19 protein-coding genes and 1 pseudogene are annotated in these 20,544 nt (G+C 39.2%); 4 read left to right on the forward strand and 16 right to left on the reverse strand.

Translation table 11 applies throughout. The features are described 5' to 3' along the window. Positions 1-38: 38 nt before the first annotated feature. Positions 39-1,085, reverse strand: coding sequence for an LLM class flavin-dependent oxidoreductase (locus tag M3221_RS20955; RefSeq protein WP_251273633.1), 1,047 nt, complete (start codon positions 1,083-1,085; stop codon positions 39-41). 12 nt (positions 1,086-1,097) lie between these two features. After that, the gene (locus M3221_RS20960) at positions 1,098-1,742 is read right to left on the reverse strand and encodes an NAD(P)-dependent oxidoreductase (protein WP_251273634.1); all 645 of its coding nucleotides are present in this window, start codon (positions 1,740-1,742) and stop codon (positions 1,098-1,100) included. A gap of 148 nt (positions 1,743-1,890) precedes the next feature. Here M3221_RS20960 and M3221_RS20965 point away from each other — a divergent pair, with 148 nt between their 5' ends. After that, positions 1,891-2,463 carry a TetR/AcrR family transcriptional regulator gene (locus tag M3221_RS20965; RefSeq protein WP_251273635.1) on the forward strand — a complete coding sequence of 191 codons (573 nt, stop codon included), beginning with the start codon at positions 1,891-1,893 and terminating at the stop codon, positions 2,461-2,463. A 441-nt stretch (positions 2,464-2,904) separates the two neighbouring features. Here the strand turns inward: M3221_RS20965 and M3221_RS20970 are convergent, their stop codons facing one another. From M3221_RS20970 to M3221_RS21000, 8 genes and pseudogenes are all read right to left on the reverse strand, one after another. Then, a complete protein-coding gene (locus tag M3221_RS20970) occupies positions 2,905-4,365 on the reverse strand; it encodes a DHA2 family efflux MFS transporter permease subunit (RefSeq protein ID WP_396395190.1) in 1,461 nt (486 codons plus the stop codon). A gap of 15 nt (positions 4,366-4,380) precedes the next feature. Next, positions 4,381-4,539: pseudogene (locus tag M3221_RS26630) on the reverse strand (oxygen-insensitive NADPH nitroreductase); the annotation flags it as partial. A gap of 216 nt (positions 4,540-4,755) precedes the next feature. After that, positions 4,756-5,181 (reverse strand): MarR family winged helix-turn-helix transcriptional regulator, encoded by a 426-nt coding sequence (locus tag M3221_RS20975; protein ID WP_251273638.1) that lies wholly within the window; start codon positions 5,179-5,181, stop codon positions 4,756-4,758. 444 nt (positions 5,182-5,625) lie between these two features. Next, positions 5,626-6,753 (reverse strand): NtaA/DmoA family FMN-dependent monooxygenase, encoded by a 1,128-nt coding sequence (locus M3221_RS20980; protein WP_251273639.1) that lies wholly within the window; start codon positions 6,751-6,753, stop codon positions 5,626-5,628. Between the two features lie 151 nt (positions 6,754-6,904). Further along, the gene (locus M3221_RS20985; protein WP_251273640.1) at positions 6,905-7,249 is read right to left on the reverse strand and encodes a hypothetical protein; all 345 of its coding nucleotides are present in this window, start codon (positions 7,247-7,249) and stop codon (positions 6,905-6,907) included. Between the two features lie 236 nt (positions 7,250-7,485). Then, the gene (locus M3221_RS20990) at positions 7,486-8,034 is read right to left on the reverse strand and encodes an NADPH-dependent FMN reductase (RefSeq protein ID WP_251273641.1); all 549 of its coding nucleotides are present in this window, start codon (positions 8,032-8,034) and stop codon (positions 7,486-7,488) included. A 112-nt stretch (positions 8,035-8,146) separates the two neighbouring features. Next, a complete protein-coding gene (locus M3221_RS20995) occupies positions 8,147-9,106 on the reverse strand; it encodes an NAD(P)H-dependent flavin oxidoreductase (RefSeq protein ID WP_251273642.1) in 960 nt (319 codons plus the stop codon). A gap of 176 nt (positions 9,107-9,282) precedes the next feature. Further along, positions 9,283-9,708 carry a MarR family winged helix-turn-helix transcriptional regulator gene (locus tag M3221_RS21000; protein WP_251273645.1) on the reverse strand — a complete coding sequence of 142 codons (426 nt, stop codon included), beginning with the start codon at positions 9,706-9,708 and terminating at the stop codon, positions 9,283-9,285. A 360-nt stretch (positions 9,709-10,068) separates the two neighbouring features. Between M3221_RS21000 and M3221_RS21005 the strand changes: the two genes are divergently transcribed. Further along, on the forward strand, positions 10,069-11,304 hold the full coding sequence (locus M3221_RS21005) for an IS110 family RNA-guided transposase (protein WP_251273646.1): 1,236 nt from the start codon (positions 10,069-10,071) through the stop codon (positions 11,302-11,304). Between the two features lie 419 nt (positions 11,305-11,723). Here the strand turns inward: M3221_RS21005 and M3221_RS21010 are convergent, their stop codons facing one another. Both M3221_RS21010 and M3221_RS21015 read right to left on the reverse strand, forming a co-directional pair. After that, entirely contained in the window at positions 11,724-13,016 is a 1,293-nt protein-coding gene (locus tag M3221_RS21010; RefSeq protein WP_251273647.1) for a Y-family DNA polymerase, read from the reverse strand. Beyond that, positions 13,000-13,371, reverse strand: coding sequence for a YolD-like family protein (locus M3221_RS21015; RefSeq protein WP_251273648.1), 372 nt, complete (start codon positions 13,369-13,371; stop codon positions 13,000-13,002). The genes M3221_RS21010 and M3221_RS21015 overlap by 17 nt, the downstream gene beginning before the upstream one ends. A 188-nt stretch (positions 13,372-13,559) precedes the next feature. On the opposite strand from M3221_RS21015, the gene M3221_RS21020 reads away from it, so the two are divergent. Together M3221_RS21020 and M3221_RS21025 are read left to right on the forward strand one after the other, a co-directional pair. Further along, on the forward strand, positions 13,560-13,781 hold the full coding sequence (locus tag M3221_RS21020; protein WP_251273649.1) for a hypothetical protein: 222 nt from the start codon (positions 13,560-13,562) through the stop codon (positions 13,779-13,781). Further along, positions 13,774-14,022: a LexA family protein gene (locus M3221_RS21025; RefSeq protein ID WP_251273650.1), complete on the forward strand. Its 249-nt coding sequence runs from the start codon at positions 13,774-13,776 to the stop codon at positions 14,020-14,022. The genes M3221_RS21020 and M3221_RS21025 overlap by 8 nt, the downstream gene beginning before the upstream one ends. Before the next feature lie 193 nt (positions 14,023-14,215). On the opposite strand, the gene M3221_RS21030 is transcribed toward M3221_RS21025, so the two are convergent. The 4 genes from M3221_RS21030 to M3221_RS21045 all read right to left on the reverse strand — a co-directional run bounded on the left by M3221_RS21030 (position 14,216) and on the right by M3221_RS21045 (position 19,830). Further along, positions 14,216-15,715, reverse strand: coding sequence for a PTS transporter subunit EIIC (locus M3221_RS21030; RefSeq protein ID WP_251273651.1), 1,500 nt, complete (start codon positions 15,713-15,715; stop codon positions 14,216-14,218). Next, positions 15,708-17,429 carry a glycoside hydrolase family 13 protein gene (locus M3221_RS21035; RefSeq protein WP_251273652.1) on the reverse strand — a complete coding sequence of 574 codons (1,722 nt, stop codon included), beginning with the start codon at positions 17,427-17,429 and terminating at the stop codon, positions 15,708-15,710. Before M3221_RS21035 ends, M3221_RS21030 begins: the two co-directional genes overlap by 8 nt. A gap of 245 nt (positions 17,430-17,674) precedes the next feature. Then, positions 17,675-18,658: a LacI family DNA-binding transcriptional regulator gene (locus M3221_RS21040; RefSeq protein ID WP_251273653.1), complete on the reverse strand. Its 984-nt coding sequence runs from the start codon at positions 18,656-18,658 to the stop codon at positions 17,675-17,677. 179 nt (positions 18,659-18,837) lie between these two features. Continuing rightward, positions 18,838-19,830: a LacI family DNA-binding transcriptional regulator gene (locus tag M3221_RS21045; RefSeq protein WP_251273654.1), complete on the reverse strand. Its 993-nt coding sequence runs from the start codon at positions 19,828-19,830 to the stop codon at positions 18,838-18,840. Positions 19,831-20,544 lie beyond the last annotated feature (714 nt).

Raw genomic sequence — 20,544 nt, forward strand, 5'->3', positions numbered from 1 at the left:
TCTTTAGTCATTTTCTAAAACAAAACCACAGTTTTACGTTATTTAGATAAAGCTCTGTGCACCATTGGTGCTACTTTGTTTGCCAGTAAATCAATTGCTTTTTCTACTCTGGCTAATGGCTGACCACCCATATCGAATTGTCCCATAAAGCGTGAATGTCCGAATAACTCATGCTGATACAATATCTTTTCTGCCAGTTCCTCTGCACTGCCAACGGCTGAAATTTGTCCTGCCGTTCTCTGAGGCATCAATTGCTCTGGTGTTGTATAAAAGTGTGGAAGACCACGATCTTTTGAAAAGTAGCCAGAATATTGATTATAGTATGGAACAAATTCGTCAATCGCTTGTTCTCCTGTTTGGGCTATATACGAATGCCCCGTCACAGAAACTCTTAACTTGGATACATCATGACCTGCTTCTTTTGCACTTTGCCAGTATAGATCTGTAAGTGGTTTAACAGATTCTGGACGGCCGCCTAACAAGCCAAGTGCCATATTTACACCAAGTCTTCCTGCACGAACTGCACTTGCAGGGGTACCCCCAACACCAACCCATAGCGGCAGTTTATTCTGAACAGGTCTAGGTGCTATTTGTGCATTTCGAAGGGAAGAACGGAATTTCCCCTGCCAGGTGATGACTTCCTGCTCTTGGAGTTTCATAAAAAGATGCAGCTTCTCTTCAAACAATTCATCGTAATCATTTAAACTTACTCCAAAAAGAGAAAATGATTCTAAAAATGCCCCACGGCCTAAAATAATTTCCGTTCGTCCGTTCGATAATAAATCAAGTGTGGCAAAATCTTCATAAACACGCACTGGATCGGCTGTACTAATAACGGACAACGTGCTGGTTAGTTTAATATTTTTCGTTTCACGTGCAATGGCTCCAAGTATCATTGCGTAGCTTGACGTGACAAAGTCTAAACGATGGTGCTCACCTACACCGAATACATCAAGTCCTGCTTCATCTGCCCACTTTGCCATTTGGATGATGTTCTCTACACGATCTTTAGCAGACAACACATTCCCCTTTGCATCTGGAATACGTTCGCCTAATGAATAAACCCCAAATTCAAACCCGCTCACTCTCTTGCCCTCCTAGTTGTTAAATACGATTGGCATTTTATGAATCCACTCATCTCTCGTCACAGCATCAAGCATACATTTCGCAGCATTATAACGGGAAACACCCATCTTACCTTTTGTATCTCCAAAAGAAACTGAATAATCGTTACCATTTGTTTTAACATTCGGATTAATAATCCGTACAACAGTCCAATCCATTTTAGAATTTTTAATCAATGTCTCTATTCCTTTCATCTCAGCGTATGGAGTAGGAGAGAATAGTTTTGGCATTATATTTGGAAACACAGTAATAAATTGTTTCACGTCTTCTTCAGCAGAGATACTAGGTGTTCCAAGTGTAATCAACCTTTTAATTCCGCACTCTTCCATAACTGAGATAATAGCTTTATGTGCTTCTGCAATAGGAAGGTCCACAACTTGTCGTTTCATTGACAGTGCTGGTCCAAGGGCACTTAATACCGCATCCCTTCCTACAATTGCTTCTTTTAATTTTTCTCGGTCTGTTAAAGCCCCAACTACAATTTGCAGGTTTTCATGTTCTATATTTAAAGCATTAGGTCGTCTCGTATAGGCTGTTACATCGTGACCAGCCTGGAGTGCAAGACTCACAAGAAGCTGACCAATCTGACCATTTGCACCAAAAATCGTTATGTTCATTTTTTTCACTCCAACATCTTTTGTTTAGACAACATTTGTTGTAAAGTTAATATAACAAGATGAAAAACGTAAAACAACCGACAAAAAAGCATAGATATCGCTTAAACAACACATTGTTAAAAATGTCGGGAAAATAGGAGTGAATCGAATGGAAAAACAACTCGACCCTCGAGTTTTGCGCACCCGCAAGCTCATTATGGATGCGTTTATCGAGTTATCAATGAAAAAACACTTTAAAGACATCACCATTAAAGACATTACGACTGCCGCAACGGTCAACCGGGCAACCTTTTATTCTCATTTTATTGATAAATATGATTTGCTTGAAAAGGTACTCAGCGAAAGCGTGATGAGAGAGATTCTTCTTGAGGTGAGTACCCATGAGGTGATTAATGAGGATACGATTAAAGCCATTTTTTTCTCTATCATTAAGTTCCAAACATCCATCAGCAACCAATGCAGACGAAGCTACGAGGCATTTACACCTCAAATCGAAACCATTTTCAAACAGGAACTCCAAGCCTTTTTTACAGAGTGGGCTCAAAAACAATGGCCTAATCAAAGGAAAACTGAGGTAGAGGTCTATGCAGTAATGTTAAGCTGGGCACTTTATGGAGCTGCAATGCACTGGATGCAAAATCAAACCTCACAGCCAGAAGATTATGTAGAGCAAATACTGCATATTATAAAAATGGAGAAAACATGGATAAAGAAGGATTAATTTGATTTAAAATTAAGCTGAACTCATCTATTTTATTTTTATTCTCCAAAGATAGTAGAGCCTGTTTTTATATGAAAAAACAGGCTCTTTAAATTGTCTTGGCTTCTATCCTTATTAAACTATCCTGCGCTTTAGTTGAGAAAAAAAGACCGGCTGGAACAGCAGCCGGTTCTTAAACTCTTGCCCCCGTTAGTTTAAGTACATTCCTTAACAAACTTGTCTTTTGCTATTTCTTTTATTACAGGAATGCCGCCCTTTAGCTAAACAAAAAAAGAGCATTGATCCTTCTTGGATCAATGCCCCCGTTTGTTTAAGGTAATTCTTCACAATGGGCATATCCGGATGACACCAGCTCATAAAATTCCAACCGACACCCAATTTTCCTTCCATTTAGTGTAAACGCTCTTCATAGATACCGATAAGGGATTCGCTGACAAAACATCAATGTGGCGAATGCACCGCTTCGCGGCTGACTACGACGCGGCGGATGAAAAACGCTATGACCAAGCCAATCAGTGCTATGATCATCGTGAACAGGAACACGTTTTGTGATCCAGCCGTCATCGCGTTTGCAATTTCGGCCTGTTTGGCCGGAGCGGAGGAGCCGTGCAAGTATTTCTCCATACTGCCCGTAAGGATACTGATGGCAACCGCTGTTCCAATCGCGCCCACGACCTGCTGCAGGGTGTTCATGACTGCTGTGCCGTGCGGGTATAGCTCCGGCGGCAATTGATTGAGCCCGTTCGTTTGAGCAGGCATCCATATCATGCCTACCCCCACCATAAGCCCGATATGCAAAGCCACGATAAAGGCCACTGAAGAAGCAGGAGACAGGGTAGTAAAGAACCATAACATGACTGCAACGATCACGAGTCCGGGAATAACGAGCCATTTCGGCCCATATTTATCGAACAAGCGCCCCATACGCGGGGAGAGGATACCGTTCAGCGCGCTGCCCGGCAAAAGCATGAGACCCGCAGTGAACACAGACAGTCCTGCACCCGTCTGCAGAAACATCGGCAGGATAATCATGCTCGACATCATGATCAACATACACGACAGTATCAGGAGCAGCCCCACGACGTACATTGGGTACTTGAAAACGCTCAGATTCATCATTGGATCGCGCATAGCGTTCTGCCGCAGTATGAACAGCACCAGTGCGATGAGCCCAACGACGATTGAAGTAACCACAACTGCACTGCCCCAGCCTTCAGATCCTTCGCCTGCCTTACTGAAGCCGAAGACAACTCCTCCAAAGCCGATCGTTGACAATACGACAGACAGCAGATCGATCCGGGGCTTCGTGACATCAGTAACATTTTCCAAGTACTTCAGCCCTACCAACAACCCAATAACCAGGAACGGCAGCGAGAACCAGAAGATATAATGCCATGTTAAATACTCGATTAATAGACCGCCAATGGTCGGGCCGGTTGCTGGCGCAAACATGATCACAAGTCCAACGAAGCCCATCGCCGCTCCCCGCTTTTCCGGCGGATATATGACAAGAATCGTATTGAACATGAGCGGCAGCAATAACCCCATGCCTGCCGCCTGTAAAACGCGAGCGACCATCAACATTTCAAAATTAAACGCGAGCGCCGCAATGAGTGTACCTAGAATTAAGCTTGTGAGCGAACCTGTGAACAGCTGTCTCGTTGTAAACCTCTGCAGCAGCAGCCCGCTCATCGGCATTAAAATGCCAAGAGTCAGCAGGAAACCGGTTGTTAACCACTGTGCGGTTGCGGCTGAAATTTGGAACACGTCCATTAAATTAGTCATTGCTATGTTTAGAGCGGTTTCGCTAAACATGCCGACAAAACCGCAGATAAGCAGCGATGCCAGGATGGCACGCGTATTGTATTGCTTCTTCATTTCTATATCTCCTTGTAAGTCAATTTAAGTAATAACCGTTTATTTTTTAGCAAATCCTTGTTTGTTTAAATACTCAAGCATGAAAGGCTGTTTGCTTCTTTCAAGATGATCCTCAATATGGTCTTTCCATCCCTTTACTTTCTTCACTGTGAAAGGCGCTTTAACAGGACGATCTTGGTAATATTCACGCATCTGTTGGCATAAGTTGCATTCAATGTACGTCTTTAGAAAAATATCCTCCTCTGAAATTAAGCAAATGCGTGTTAGCAATACTGCTATCATTGTTTCGGCTGGACATATCGTCTTCATTGGATTCCCATAACCCTTTTCTTAGTAAATAAACGATATAGAAGTATTTAATGTTTATGTTACTAAATAATTATTTAGCGTACTAATTATAAACTTAGAGAAAACCTAAAATAAGTTTTTCTCCATTCGCTTCATTAGTTGCCTTAATAGTAAGAGATCTTCCGGTGAAATTGAATGCAGTAATTTTTCCTGCTGCTGCTTCCATTTGAAATCAACCGGTTTCTCTAATTCTTTGCCTTTGTCCGTTAGAAAAATCCGCATAATCCTTGCATCTTGTTCATCACGTTTACGGTATATGAACCCATTTTGCTCCAGCGATTTAACCATATTTGTTACAGTAGGCGGTTCGCATTTTAAATGTTCACATAGTTGCATTTGTGTTATTCCATCACCTAGCCACAAACGAGCGAGTAGTTTATCCTGGCCTACATGAAGATTAAGTTCTCTTAGACTTTCGCTATAATCTCGACGCATTTGGGATGAAATTTTATCTAACGACTCACGAATATCGCATCCAACTTTATCGTTCATAGCTTCCCCTCAACTAGTCAAAATATATTTAGCGGGCTAACTATACCACGGTGAAATTCAGGTGTCAACTTATCTTAAGAACCTACTTACATTATATCGGGCGGAATTCATCCAGAGCGAAGGTCAAAAGTATCTATCCATCAATAAGATAGAACCCTTCTTACATAGTACTTATCCCTTTTTCTTGCTAATTTTTTTGCGTATCCTTGCTTGTTTAAATAGTCCAGCATTCGATGTTGAATGCTTCTTTGAAGATGATCCTGGATATAGTCACTCCATCAGCTAAATTGGAGCTATTTGTAAATAATAAGTATGCTTGCATAGACCATAATAAAATCATTACTCTTATTATGGAAGAGGGCAATTTTAATTGCCCTAGTACTATTTTTCGACCTAACATTAGGAAAAAGGTTAAAAATATCTAAATTGTTTGAATATGGTTTTTTAAATTGAATATCTATTTTCAGGATAAGGCAAGCCTAAATTACCTCGTAAAGTGTTTGATTCATATTCTTTACGGAAAATTCCCCTTTCTTGTAAGAGAGGGACGACTAAATCAATAAAGTCATCGAACCCTGAAGGAAGCTCCTGTCTTATCAGCAATAGATCCATCGCCCCTGCCTCGTACCAGTGTTGAATTTGGTCTGCTACTTTTTCTGCCGAACCAAAAAATTCTGGTTTTGGTATTCGGTACATAGGCATTAGTGACTGCAGCTCTTGAAATTTTTCCTCTGCTTCTTTTTCTGTCCGTCCTACAATAGGATTCTGGGTAGGCATGATTAAAAAATCATTAGGTGACCGACCTTCTAATTTCACCCTTCTCTTTAGTTCTTGACTGAATGCTTTCGCATGCTCTAAATCTTCCCCGCTAACCAATACACCCTCGGCATGCTTGGAAGCGATATTCATAAAATCCGGAGAAGTACCGGCCTGGAAAATAACCGGTCTTCCTTGTATAGAACGGCTAATATTTAACGGGCCATTCACGGAAAAATAATTCCCTCTATAGTTTAGAGCGTGCATTTTTTGTGGATCAAAGAATACGCCTCTTTTTTTATCCCGTATAAAGGCGTCATCCTCATAGGAGTCCCAAAGACCTTCGACAATCTCTAAAAATTCCTTTTTCATTGGATACAAGTCTGCTTTAGAAAGATGAGTGCGACTATAATTCGCTAGTCCTCCTGGATTGGAAGTGATGGCATTCCATCCTGCTCGGCCATTGCTGATTTTATCAAGAGAAGCTATTTGGCGGGCAACAGTGAATGGATCCGCATAAGAAGTTGCGATTGTTGCAGTAAGCCCAATAGAATGAGTCACCATGCTTAAGGCAGACAGAATACTTACACCTTCAAACATACTGAGATAATGAGGAATCATCCCCGGTCCAATATGGCTGACGTCAGCTAAAATGATCATGTCAAACTTTCCTTCTTCTAACCTTTTAGCTTTTTGTACATAGTAATCAATGCTCTCACTGGCATTAGCCGGCATATCTGGGTGACGCCAACCTATGTAATTCCAGCCTACTCCATCTATAATTCCACCAATTTTAAGTTGTTTTTTCTCTTTCATTAGTTTCGCCTTCTTTTCATTCTAGTCTTGTTAGCTATTTAGCTCTAAGATCAAATTTTTCTGCCAGTAAATGATGTCCCTTTAGTCGGCTTGCTTGGTCAGGGTAAAAATCTGCTATCAAAATCTCATCTAATAAAGCTTCTTTTGCCATTCACTTTAAGTTTTCAGCAACATTGGCTGCACTTCCAATAACAAAACGGCCTTTATTATATTGCCGTGCTGCCTCTTCCTGTGGTGTATAAACATACTTACTGGCTTCTTCCCGTGTTGGAAATGAAAGATCACTCGAACCTGTTGCCATTCTTGCCCACATTAATTCCAATGGCCCTGCCAAATATTTTGCCTCTTCCTCTGTTTCTGCTGCAATAACACCAATAGCCAGAATGCTTTTTGGTTCCTTCATATGATGCTCCATAACTTTCTTATGTGAAGGAGGGAAGAAAGTAGTGATGATGTTAGATTTTGAGTAATAATTTTCTCTTTTCACCTTATTCACTACTACTCTTGAATAAGCTGTCTTGCTAAATCTTTAAAGTGCAGATAATCACCAATTTTAAAATTAGACGTATCAAGAAGATAGAGAGAATTTTTTTATTCCAAGTTAGTTGTTTATATTTGGGTATTCGGACTTTATGGTGGAAAAGGGTCTATAAGTCATCCCTCTACAAATTCTTAATAAGTGTGGAAATTTTTCCTTTCGTTGTCCTTTTTATTTATCTAAAACACCGATTCTCAAAAAGAACCTTTCTTATTGACTTCTTCAAGCAATTTAGATATTAATAACTTTAGTGAGGAATTAACCTCATTTTTTACAAATTCCCCGTCTTCGTTCAATTTATTGTTTGCTCCTGAAATTAATAATGCTCCACCATCGAATACATTCGCATTTAACATACTTAAATTGAGTTGTAATGCTTGATGAGCATTTTCCCCATCACATGAAGCTGTAATAACCGCTACTGGTTTCGTATAAAGCTCAGCAGACGACACCAACCATTCTAAAGCATTTTTCAAAACACCAGGTACACCCTTTATATATTCGGGTGTACAGATAATGACTCCATCTGCTCTTGAAAGCAATTCTCTATATACTTGCACCTCTACTGGTGGTTCATCATTATCTAAATCACGATTAAAATGCGGAAGTTTTTCAATACCATTGTATATTTCATATTCAACACTGTCTGGCATGAATTTTTTTAAGCTATTAAGTGCTTTTTGAGTTGATGATTTTTTCCGGCTACTTCCTGATAGGGCTACAATATTAATCTTTGTTTCCATACGAATCTCTCCTTCAATAAATATTGATTAAAAATTACTTCACTTCAGAAACTCTGATTCCATTAAACTTCTTTTTAGTTTAGGGTGAATATATTCCGAAGATCCTAATATTTTAATTAAAGTCTTGCATCAAAGTATCTACCACTTCTTTTACAGTTCTGATTTCTTTAATTGGCGTAATTCCAGTACCTATAGAAATATAGCCATCGTCTGTATTTCCTTCTAGCATGCCGATACGCATTCCAATTGATCCACGCATCATTTTTGCTATTTCTTCACGACTAACACCTTGTTTATCCATTTCGACTAGTTTATTCGCAAATTTAGTAGGTAAAGAACGATAGTATGCTGGTAAAGTACGGAACATTAGTAAATCTTCTGCTGTAGCATCTACAATCATTTGTTTCACGTTTTCTGCTGCTGGATTTTCTTTTGTTGGAATAAAGACACTACCAGCAAACACACCTTCAGCGCCTAAAGCAAATGCGGCACGCACTCCTCTAACGTCTCCAATACCACCAGCTGCCATTACAGGGGTATTTATAGCATCTACAATCATTGGAACAATCGAAAATGTTCCAATAACTCGTTCTGGAACCGTACCACCTTCATCAAATCCAGTTGCTACATAAACATCTATTCCAAATTCTTCTGCAGCTTTTGCATCTTCAATAGTAGGGGTAAGGGGTCTATAAACAATTTTAATATTGTTTTCTTTTAATGGTTTAAAGATTCTTTCATCCAGTACACCGTTCACAAGAACAACAGGAACTTTCTCGTCAATAACTGTTTCTAAAATCGGCCATGTGTAAGCTAAATCACGATTTACGATCACAGGTATTCCAAATGGCTTATTAGTTAATGATTTTGTTTTTTGTATTTCAGTTCTCATTCTTTCCGCACTTGTTTCGGGTGAACGAGTTATATCAACCTGACCGGCATTTGGACCTAGAAATCCTAATCCACCAGCATTGCTTACCGCTGCAACAAATTCGGCATTAGTAACCCAAGACATCGGGCCCTGTATAATCGGTTTTTCTATATTTAATATTTCGCATATTCTATTATTCATTATTGAATCCTCCTGCTTACGATTATTTTCAACAACCTTCAGTTGGTTAAAAAAACACTTAGTTTGGTAAATATTTTTCACCTTGGCTAATTTACTAGTGCAATGTTTTGGCCAGAGTATCTTCAAGGCTTCTAAATATGTATTTAGGGTGCTAAATATATATTTCGAGAAAAAACCTAGTATAAGTTTTTCTCCATACACTTTAATAAATCCCTTAATATTAAGCGTTTTTCGGCTGAAATTGACTGTAGTAATTTTTCTTGCTGCTGTTTCCATTTAAATCTAACGGGTTCTTCTAATTCTTTGCCTTTGTCCGTTAGATAAATTCGCATAACCCTTGCATCCTCTTCATCACGTTTACGGTATATGAAACCATTCTGCTCTAGCGATTTAACCATATTTGTTACCGTAGGCGGTTCGCATTTTAAATGTTCACATAGCTGCATTTGTGTTATTCCATCACCCAACCACAAACGCGAGAGTAAATTATCTTGGCCTACATAAAGATTAAGTTCTCTAAGATTCTCACTATAATCTCGACGCATTTGGGAAGAAACTTTATCCAGGGACATACGAATATCACAGTCAACACTAACCTTCATAGATGCACCTCCTATAGCCAAAAAATATTTAGTGGGCTAAATATATCATGGTTGTTTTTTAGTTGTCAACGTTTCTGCATTGATTGCTCTTCTTCAGCTAACCTGCCCATTCGTATTATAAGGTCAGCCAGAAAATATTTCTGGTTGACCATTTTTTATATGGTTTTATGATATCAGTAGCCAGGGTAGAACGTAACTGCCCGTGGGGCTTGACCCCGTCAGCTAAACCGTTCGCCCCCTACTTGTAGAAACATGATTGAGGCTGGTTGGGACATAGATCTCGTATAACAAGCGAAGCTGTGATACTGCATGGAGGATTAGGGGTTACTGGCAAATCACCATATTAGGAGGAGATTCAGAATGAATCCAGTCGTCGGTCTGGATATATCGAAAGGGGAAAGTCAGGTTCAAGCCTTTCTAGATAAAGGTAAGCCATACAGTAAGAGCTTTAAAGTAAATCACACTCTTGAGGGCCTTCGTTCACTTGTATCGTTTCTTGAGAATGTAAAGCAAGAAGCTGGGAAGAAACCTTCAGTAATATTAGAGGCTACTGGGCATTATCAAACTCCAGTCGTTCAATACTTGGAAGAACGAGGCTATTTATTGGTTATCATCAATCCATTGATCTCCTATAAGGCAAGAGGATCAAGTTTGAGAAAAGTAAAGACAGATGCCATTGATGCCTACCTCCTCTGTGAGTTGTTTTATAAAGAGGAATTAGAACCTTATAAAAAGCGTGGAGTTCAGTTATTGAACCTTCGGAATCTTACAAGACAACACGAAAATATAACTGGAGTCATGATTCAGACAAAGCTTCAATTTCAAGCAGTGCTTGAACAGGTGTTTCCTGAATATAAAGGGGTCTTTGGCGATTTATATTCGGTTGTTTCACTCTTAACTCTTTCAGAGTTCCCTTCTTCCGAGGATATTTTGAGAGCCAGTGAAGAAACAATTACAGACAAGATATTTGGATTATGTAAAAGTCGATCAATCAGATGGGCAAAAGAAAAAGCTGTTCAGCTTAAAGCTGCGGCAGCCCGTAATCCTTTTGAAAAAACAGTGTACCAAAGTTATATATTAAGTCTTCGTATGTATATTAATATTCTTCTTCAATACAAAGAACATCTATCAAAGTTAGAGTCAGAAATAGATGCCCTCGCTAAGGAAATTGAAGAATATAATATCATCAAATCTATCCCTGGTATTGGAGAAAAGATCGCTGCAACGATCATTTCTGAAATTGGAGAGATAGATCGATTTACTGATCCTAAAAAGCTGGTAGCTTTCGCTGGAGTTGATCCTAGTGTATTTGAATCCGGTAAGTTTACAGCCACTAAAAACCGAATCACTAAAAGAGGGTCAAGCAGGCTTCGGCACGCCTTATACATGGCAGTTCGTTGTGCAATTCGTGACTGCCGTAAGATCAAAACAAGCGATGAAATCATTCCTCGTAATAAGAAATTACGGGAGTTCTATGATAAAAAACGTGAAGAAGGAAAACCCTTTAAAGTAGCCGTTATTGCGTGTGTAAATAAACTCTTACATTGGATATTTGCCCTTTTAAAGAACAGAACAACTTTCCAGGATATAGCTTAAAATCTACATCCAACCAAATAACACAAAACCTTCCAACACATGATTAAAAGAAGGTTATTTGTCATGCTTATTTTTAGTATATCATGCGATTTTCAAGATTTTTATTGAAAAATATTGACAAACTATTAGCTGGTTTAGTTTAAGTATATTCCTTCACAAACTTTTCACTCTTTAGTACAAAATCTCTCAGTTTCTTTAAAGACTAGTAATAAAGTGTGCCGGTTACTTAATAACGATACATCATTTTTTCTAGTAAGCTTTTTTCTACATCAATAAATTTTCATATAAATATATATTAATATAAAAATTTATTGATATAAAAATATATTTTTAGCAAGGCGTTTAAATAGCAAATGTCATTGTACATATGTAACGAACAAAAGAAGGTGCCAGCTAAATGCTAGTACCCTTATGTGGAATTAGGTAGAAGCCCCTTTGTGCCCCCCAATATGACCCGCTCGCTGAAGATAAGTGCCGCCATTCATTAAGCTATACGCGTGAAAAATCGCTTTTTTACCAAAACGGTCACGTATTTGATCGATGGTTTCATCTAAAACATGGCGTCTTTCATCCAGTTCAGGGGGCGTAAATAAATCAATCTGTTCATGTGCTGCAGGCTGTAATTTACTGCACACTACATGGATCTGGCGTACTGGCTGTCCGTCCCAATACTTTTTAAACAGCCGGACAAAGTGCTCACACAGTTCGGCTGTCTTATTTGTGCTTCTTGGAAGCAGTATTTGATGCCTAAAGCCGTGGTCCTCAATATCCCGGCTGTAAGATATGCCAAGTGCAATCCCCGCTGCGGCAGCCCCATGCTGGCGCAAACGCATCGCCACATCCTCTGTCATTTCTTTGATGACAATCATGATCTCCTCTTCCCTGTCATAATCCCGCAGCAAAATCTGCCCTTTGGAAAAGGATTTTTCACGGGCCCCTGCCTTCTCCGATATCACGCTGTAATCAATCCCCCAGGCATGGTAAAAAATTTGCTCCCCGAGCACGCCAAATTTTCGCTTTAGTTTCCACTTATCTGCGTGAGCAAGATCTTTTACCGATTCAATCCCTATATTGTAAAGGGCCTTGGCGTATCCATGAGAAATTCCCCACATATCTGTTATAGGGTCAATTGCCCAAACCTTCGCTGGGACATCTTCATATGACCAGTAAGAAATCCCATTCGGAGCGTTTTTCCCTTCATTATCAAGTGCCAGCTTCGCAAGCAAAGGATTGTCGCCAATCCCTATGGTGACAACCAGGCGCAGCTCCTGCCAAACCGTACGCTGAATGGTACGGGCTATTGTGAATTTATCCCCACCAAAGAGCCTTTTTGAGGCCGTTATATCCAGAAACGCTTCATCTATGGAATAGCAATGCAGGTCTTCTTCTGCTACAAAGCGGCGAAAAATATCTAGGATCATTTTATTTACTTTTAGATAAAGAGCCATAGAGGGTTCAACAATGATTAAGCGTGGATCTTTCGGTATTTCATAATTCCGTGACCCTGTCTTAATACCGAATTCTTTTTTTACCCGCGGTGAGGCAGCCAGTACAACAGAAACGGACCGTTCTTTATGGGCGATCACAATCACATAGGCATGCAGCGGATGAATCCGGCGGCGCACAGCCTCTACACTGGCAAAGAAGGATTTCACGTCAATGCAAAATACATCCCTGCGTGGCAAGTGTTCATCATCAATAGGCCTCACCATATTCATCGTCTCCCGCGGCAAATGAAATAGACACCATTTCATCCAATCGAAACTTGGAACTGTACCCTTTCAGCTTTATATATGGATGCTGGCCGGGCAGCCGGCAAAATTCTGAGACAATCCCCTTTACCTGCAACAGGTCATGATCACCGAAGGTATTCATCTTAAACACTACTTCTCTTTCAAGATGAAGTGAGCTTTGGATAAGTCGGTCGAATTCCTCTAATTGCTGTTCGTCAAATAGAATTTCTGTTTTCACAGGTTTGCTTTTGTCTCTTTCCATCATTTCAGCATGCTCGGCTAGTATGAGTCCCTGCCATTTCATCATTCCCCGGTCATTATACAATTTCTTCATCCAAGATAACTCCTTTCAATGAGAATATATGTTCGTATATAGTATATAATTCAGTATAAGAACAAATATTCCTGCTGACAATGAAAACTTTTTAAAGATTCCTCTTTTTCATCGAAAATACGTTTGGTTTTTATTGAAGTATGAACATTTGTTCTATATAATGAAGTCGTGAAGAGGAGGTTGTTAAAATGAATGGATTGTTTAACACATCGCTGGAACAAAAAAAGCTGATATCCATTATGTATATGGCAGATGATCATACGGTTACTTTTCGCAGTATTATCGTTAGGAAAATATATGGCATTCACATCCACGCGTACTGCTTGAAGAGGCAGCAAATCCGGAAGTTTAAGCGGTTCAACATTTTAGCAGCAGGAAAAGCACCGCAAAGGAGAAAGGCTTATGCTTAAACAACTGTCTGCACGTCAGGAAAAAATGCTGCAGTTTATAGATGATTATGTCAGTGCCAAAAACTATCCCCCGTCTATTCGTGAAATAGACGACGCGGTTGAGTTAAAGTCTTCTTCAACCGTAAAGGGCCACCTTGATCGTTTAAAAGCGTCGGGATACGTAACCTGGGAACAGGGAAAGCCGCGGACATTGCATGTGGTGAAAAGAAGCGCAATTACCCCAATGAGATTAAATGCTTAATATACAAAAGGAGCAATAACAGCATTGAAGACTGTTATTGCTCCTTCTCCTTCCTCTTTTTTCTTATAAGTCACCTTTAGTTCCTTCTGCAGTTTATTTAAATTTTGTCAGAAAGGCCCGCTTTCTTTAAGGAAACGGGCCTTTCTGGCGATATAAGATATCTTTTTATCCCTTTCTTCTTTAAAGAGAAGTCTCAATTTTGCTGGACCTTCTTCTGCAGAGGATTAGGTACCTGGACTTTCTTTTTTGGTTGTTTAACATTACTTTCTTTTTCACCCTGATCCTCTATCATAACTTCCTTCGGCACTGCAAATAAGTAAGTGATCACAAAGGCAGCCGCAAAAATCAGGACAGATACCACAATATATACAAGCAGCTGATTCCATTCGTAAATGTACATTAGAGGAGAAAGTATCACAGCCAACCCATATGAATTTGCTTTAATATTTAATAAGGATAAAATTGCACCACCAGCAGCCGAACAGGCAATCATCACATAAAGCGGTTTCAAACTATAGCGCATTACAACACCAAACAAAGCTGGTTCGCTGACACCCAGCAGCTGCGTCAGGGCTGCACTCATACCTGTTACTTTTACTGTCTGTTTTTTCGCTTTAATCGTAATCCCCAAGCATGTGCCGGCGTTTGCAAATCCGTACATGGCACAAAGCGTAATAAGGGGGTTAAAGCCTGTATTGGCCAGTAGTGTTGTTTCAATCATAATAAACAAATGATGCATTCCCGTCATAACGGCTAAAGGATATAAGAAACCGATCAACAGTCCGCCTATTCCAAAAGGAGCCTGTATAAGCTGAGTCACTACTGTGACTAAGCCTGATTCTAGAATATGCAATAATGGACCTAGGATCAGCAGACCCGTAATCATCATCGCTAACAAAACAAAGAATGGAGTAAAAATTAAATCTAACGCATTTGGCATGACAGCCCGCAATTTCTTCTCTAATTTTGCTCCAAGGATTCCTACAACAAGCGCTGTCAGCACGCTGCCCTGGTACCCAACAACCGGAATGAAACCAAAAGCCATGATAGGTTCCACCCCACTATTGATATCTGCCACTGCATAAGCATTTGGAAGAGCTGGAGAAACAAGCATCAACCCAATAACAAAACCAATAATCGGCATACCGCCAAAGTTTCTAAAAGCAGACCAGCAGATTAAAGCGGGCAAGAACGCAAAAGCGGTATCTGTAAGAACAGAGACAAGGGTCTGCAAATAAGCGGGAATATCCTCGATAGTCATCCCCATTACACCCAGAACGGTATCATTAAACAGCACGCCTTTTAAACCGAGGAATAAACCGGTTGCTGCGATGATTGGAATGATCGGAATAAAGATATCGGCTAATGTCCGGACCGCTCTTTTAATTCCTTTCTCCCTTGGACCGGAAGATGTTTTTTGATCCAATTTATCATCTTGTTCAGGCTGGTTTCCTTTTAAGGCAGCGTATACTTTGTTGACAGTACCAGTGCCTAAAATGACCTGGTACTGTCCTGCGTTGAAAAAGACACCTTTTACTTCATCGATTTTTTCAATTGCCTCATCGTCAATCTTTGCGCGGTCTTTAACCGAAAAACGCAGCCTGGTTGCACAGTGAACAACCGATTCAATATTATCTTCACCAATGACATGGACAATTTCTTTCCCTATGCGTTCATATTTATTTTCACTCATGAAAGCACTCTTCTTTCTTTAAAAGGATTAATGCCTGATATGGCTGTAAAGAATTCGCTGTTTCTTCTTTATAATTATTTAATAGAACTGTGTAATTTTCAGGGTTCCAATTCAGCTCTTGCTGTTCAGAAGAAAAGTTGAAGTAACACACTACTTCTTCTGTATTCCATTTTCGCTTATAAGCCACAATAACAGGGTGATCTTCTAAAATAGGTTCAATCTCCCCGTATATTAAGCAATTACTTGCCTCACTAGACTGTCTGACTCCAATCATCTTTCTGTAAAAATTCAAGATAGAATCCGGGTTCTTCTCTTGCTGCTCCACATTAATGCTTGTGAAATTTTCATTCATGCCAAGCCACGGTTTTGTCTTTGAGAATCCCCCGTACTCATCAGCATTCCAATGAAAAGGCGTTCTTGAGTTATCACGGCTTCTTAAGTTGATAAAGTGCAGGGCTTCTTCTTCGCTGAACCCTTCATTCATGGAACGATAGTATTGGTCGATACTTGAAATATCATCAAACTCTTCAATACTTTTACGCTTAAAGTTAGTCATTCCTATTTCCTGGCCCTGGTAAATAAACGGTGTACCTCTAAGATAGAAAAACATAGCCCCAAGCATAGTCGCTGAATAGAAGTTTTGATCCTCTTCTTTTATGTACTTGCTTAATGATCGATTTTGATCGTGGTTCTCTAAAAAGTTAGCTCCCCATCCTACTTTTTGGATCTCCTTTTGACTGGTGAAAATTAATTTTTTGAGATCCAGCACTGTCCAATCAAGTCTTCTGAACCATTCGCTTCCAGATGCCACATCAAGATCTGCATATCTAAAATCAAAAATCATCGAAAAGTAACCGTTTTCTCCGATATAATCACCAAATTGCTCGTAGACAACGCCCGGTGCTTCACCGATGGTCACACAATCATATTTGGAAAAGGTTTTTTCGTTTAATTCATGGAGAAATACTTCAATGCCTGGCTGATTCCGGGTCTTTTTTGTGCACTTTACAAGCCCGTCTGCTCCGTCAGCTGGAAGATCGCTAAACGTTTGGTCTTTTTTTATAAAAGTAATCGCATCAACCCGAAATCCGGCAATTCCTTTTTCCAGCCAATAATTGACCATCTTATACAACTCTTCACGTACTTCTTCATTTTCCCAATTTAAATCTGGCTGCTTAACGTCAAAAGAATGGAAATAATACTGATCTGAGTTCGGCAGAGGTTCCCACACACTGCCGCCAAATACCGAGCGCCAGTTTGTCGGAGGCTGGCCATCTTTACCGGATTTCAATACATAGTAATCTCTATATTTGCTGTTTGGATTCTTTAAAACGTCCTGGAACCATGGATGTTCATCTGATGTATGATTAATAACTAAATCCAGAACAATCTTAATTTCTTTTTCCTTTGCTTTTACAATTAACTCGTCTAAATCTTTCATTTCACCAAATTCCGGATTTAACTGATAGTAATCTGAGATATCGTATCCGTTATCAGCCATTGGCGACTTGTAAATAGGACAAATCCATATCATCGTAATGCCTAAAGACTGGAGGTAATCGAGTTTCTCGGTAATCCCTTTTATATCACCTATTCCGTCATTGTTTGAATCGCAAAAACTTTTAGGGTAAATCTGATAAATCACTTCTTTCTGCCACCATTTTTGCTTCATACCTGATTCTCCAAGAGGGTATTCATGTAAAGTTTGCTGCATGGCTGTTCCTCCAAACTCATATTCATTTAAAGAAAAATTTTGTTCAATTTATGGGAACGGTTCCACAATTTATTAAAAAATGGATGATGAATGCTCTGTGACTCTATTTCTAACGAATTGTATGTACGAACTATACACATTCACTAAATGTGGGAACGGTTCCACAGTTATTTAAAAAAATAGAAATGGTTTTATACGTGGTTACGGATTTAGAACCGGTTCCATGTTTTAGATTATACGCCTCCTCATTTTATTTTGTCAACGCTTTCTCTTTTAAAAATTTCAAATTTTAAAGTTGTGCACTTTTTAATCTCCTTATGATTAATTAAATGATGGATATTTTGAGCGGCCATTTGCCCTGCTAATTGATAGTGAAACTTAACAGTCGTTAAGCCCGGTGACATATATTCTGATATGCTATACCCTCCAAATCCGGTGATAGATAAATCTGTAGGCACCTTTATGCCATTATCGTACGCTGCTTTCATTGCACCAAGAGCTATATTATCCGTAGCACAGACAATGATCGAAGGAGCAAAATCACTGATTATATTCTTGGCTGCATTCCTGGCATCTTCTGTATCAAATGTTGTTTCATAAAATCGAATATGTATATCATTCTCTTTCCCAACTGCTTTTTTAAATCCCTCTTTTCTTTTGAAACCGGCAGCAACATCTCGTTCTGCCACTCCTAAAAAAGCAATTTTTTTATGTCCTTTTGATATCACATACTTTCCTAGTTCAAATGCTGCCTGTTCATCAGGATGGACCAAACAATATAAATTTTCATGTTTTTGACCTACAATTAATACAGGAATATCGATTTTGTAAAAAGCTTCTAAATGAGCTTTTGTGATCACAGTTGGCAGTACAATTAACCCTGCAACTTTCTGTTTAGCCAGGCTGTAGATATTTTCAATTTCTCTTTCAACACTTAATCCCGAATTTGCCACAACCATTTTCAAATTTAACTCCCTCAGCTGCTGGTCAATGCCGATCATTGTCTTTGAAGCCGCGTAAGAATCAAGCCGGGGTACCACGACCCCGACTAAGTTTGTCACTTTCGCTTTTAAACTTTGTGCAAAAGAATTAGGCACGTATTCAGTTTTCTGGATGACTCGTTCTATTTTAAGCTTTGTGACTGGGCTCACTGATCCATCATTTAAATATCTTGAAACTGTACTTTTTGCAACACCAGCCATTTTTGCAATCTCAGCTATCGTAATCATGCAATCCCTCCTAACCAACAAACATAAGAAGCTGACAAAAGTGCTTTATATAAAGCCTAATTTTAGCTTTTCTAAAAATCACAATGTTGTTCTCATGAAGTATATTTTTTATGAAAACTAAAGCGTTGCAAAATACTTCTTCTTTTCCAGAAACTGTTTCAGCACTAATGTAGTCGATTTCAAGTAGATTCACGGATAATCAACTCAATGGGAAGCTCATAATATGGATCAAGTGATTCGGCATTATTTAACTTCTCAATAATAATTTCTACTGCTTTTTCTCCCAGTTGATCGACTGGCTGCTTAATGGTTGTCAGTGTTGGACTCACAACCCGTGCGATTGGCTGGTCATCAAATCCCATAATGGCAAGATCATCTGGAATTCGGATCCCCTGGACATTCGCTTCAGCAATCATTCCGCTGGCAACCTCATCGCTTCCGGTAAACACAGCCGTTGGCCTTTCTTCCATCTCCAAAATTTTTCTGAGTACCTGCTGTCCATCTTCGATGCTGTGCTGGTTGACAAAAACCCAATTCGGGTTAACCGAAATCCCCGCTTCTTCTAAGGCTTTTTGATAGCCTTGATTACGCTCTTTGCCTTTCCCTTCTTTTTTAAAAAATCCCCCTGTACAATAGGCAATTTTCCTGTGTCCTTTTTCAATCAAGTGCTTTATGCCATCGTAAGTCCCTTTGTATTGGTTAAGGCGGACTATTGGAACTTTTGATTTGTCGATGTATACGTTACAAAGCACAATGGGTCCGTGCTCTATAAATGATTTGACTTTAGACCAGTGGTTTTCAACAGCCGTCATAATTACTCCATCCACTTGTTTTGTTTTAAGTAAATTTAGAAACGCCAGCTCTTTTTTTCGATCCTCATTACTTTGGAAAATCAACACTTGATAGCCTTTTTCATAAGCTGCTTCTTCAATGGCATCTACCAGGTAGGAAAAGAAAGGATTGGTGATTTTGGGCACTATGACTCCAATTGTCGTGGTTAGCTGTCCTCTCAGCCTGCGAGCAGAAAGGTTGGGGTGATATTCTAACTCTTCCATTGCTTTTAAAACGAGTGCTTTTTTTTCTGCGGATACATACCCTTTATTATTAATAACACGAGATACTGTAGTTTTTGATATTCCTGATAACTGAGCCACGTCTTTTATTGTCGGCATTTTTTTCATCCCTTTGTATTGCAATTTGTGGAACCGATTTCACATATTGTACCCTACAAAGAAGGGCTGTTTCAATATTTATTCTTTGCCTAACCATTTCTGAATGCCCCCTCATATTGATCAGTATAATCATGAATTATTTTGATTAATTATAAAAATATAATCAAATAAGTGAGGAAGATTTTTTAATATATATTTTCTTATAAATATATATTAATATAAAAATATATTCATATCAGATTTAGGTTTGAGAATCCCGACATAACCAGGTTTTCGAGCTTCTTTCTTTATATAATTCATTGCTTCAATGGATAGATAAGCCGGTTATAAGACACTGCCATATTATAAAGAAGCTTGAGCACTTAAACATCTCCAAATTGCGTATCCCCGTTGAGCCACGTGAATGCCTTATTAACGTCAATTCACCTCTTGCAGCTTTTTTCTTTTAAAATTGTTGCACCTTAACATAAAAATTATTAAGCTATTGAGCATAGAATAATGAACAGGGTTTTGTTACAGAAAAACCAATAAAAAAGCGCCCTTTTGAGAACCGAACGGACGTGTTCAGAAAAGGACGAGTTTCAGAACAAATATCGACTAATAAATTAGTAAATAAGAAAAAGACTCATAACGAAAAAGCAGCTGTCTCTTTCCCAAGGAGACAGCTGCTTTTTCCAAATGTATGTGTCAAAAGAAAACGAGCAAAAGTGCGTC

Origin of the sequence: Domibacillus indicus, assembly GCF_023715895.1 — a bacterium.
GTDB classification, from domain to species: domain Bacteria; phylum Bacillota; class Bacilli; order Bacillales; family Domibacillaceae; genus Domibacillus; species Domibacillus indicus_A.

Coding starts and splice junctions, on each gene's coding strand:
- M3221_RS20960 (WP_251273634.1), bottom strand. CDS start 1,742: ATGAACATAACGATTTTTGGTGCAAATGGTCAGATTGGTCAGCTTCTT.
- M3221_RS20965 (WP_251273635.1), top strand. CDS start 1,891: ATGGAAAAACAACTCGACCCTCGAGTTTTGCGCACCCGCAAGCTCATT.
- M3221_RS20975 (WP_251273638.1), bottom strand. CDS start 5,181: ATGAACGATAAAGTTGGATGCGATATTCGTGAGTCGTTAGATAAAATT.
- M3221_RS20980 (WP_251273639.1), bottom strand. CDS start 6,753: ATGAAAGAGAAAAAACAACTTAAAATTGGTGGAATTATAGATGGAGTA.
- M3221_RS20990 (WP_251273641.1), bottom strand. CDS start 8,034: ATGGAAACAAAGATTAATATTGTAGCCCTATCAGGAAGTAGCCGGAAA.
- M3221_RS20995 (WP_251273642.1), bottom strand. CDS start 9,106: ATGAATAATAGAATATGCGAAATATTAAATATAGAAAAACCGATTATA.
- M3221_RS21000 (WP_251273645.1), bottom strand. CDS start 9,708: ATGAAGGTTAGTGTTGACTGTGATATTCGTATGTCCCTGGATAAAGTT.
- M3221_RS21005 (WP_251273646.1), top strand. CDS start 10,069: ATGAATCCAGTCGTCGGTCTGGATATATCGAAAGGGGAAAGTCAGGTT.
- M3221_RS21010 (WP_251273647.1), bottom strand. CDS start 13,016: ATGGTGAGGCCTATTGATGATGAACACTTGCCACGCAGGGATGTATTT.
- M3221_RS21015 (WP_251273648.1), bottom strand. CDS start 13,371: ATGAAGAAATTGTATAATGACCGGGGAATGATGAAATGGCAGGGACTC.
- M3221_RS21020 (WP_251273649.1), top strand. CDS start 13,560: ATGAATGGATTGTTTAACACATCGCTGGAACAAAAAAAGCTGATATCC.
- M3221_RS21025 (WP_251273650.1), top strand. CDS start 13,774: ATGCTTAAACAACTGTCTGCACGTCAGGAAAAAATGCTGCAGTTTATA.
- M3221_RS21030 (WP_251273651.1), bottom strand. CDS start 15,715: ATGAGTGAAAATAAATATGAACGCATAGGGAAAGAAATTGTCCATGTC.
- M3221_RS21035 (WP_251273652.1), bottom strand. CDS start 17,429: ATGCAGCAAACTTTACATGAATACCCTCTTGGAGAATCAGGTATGAAG.
- M3221_RS21040 (WP_251273653.1), bottom strand. CDS start 18,658: ATGATTACGATAGCTGAGATTGCAAAAATGGCTGGTGTTGCAAAAAGT.
- M3221_RS21045 (WP_251273654.1), bottom strand. CDS start 19,830: ATGCCGACAATAAAAGACGTGGCTCAGTTATCAGGAATATCAAAAACT.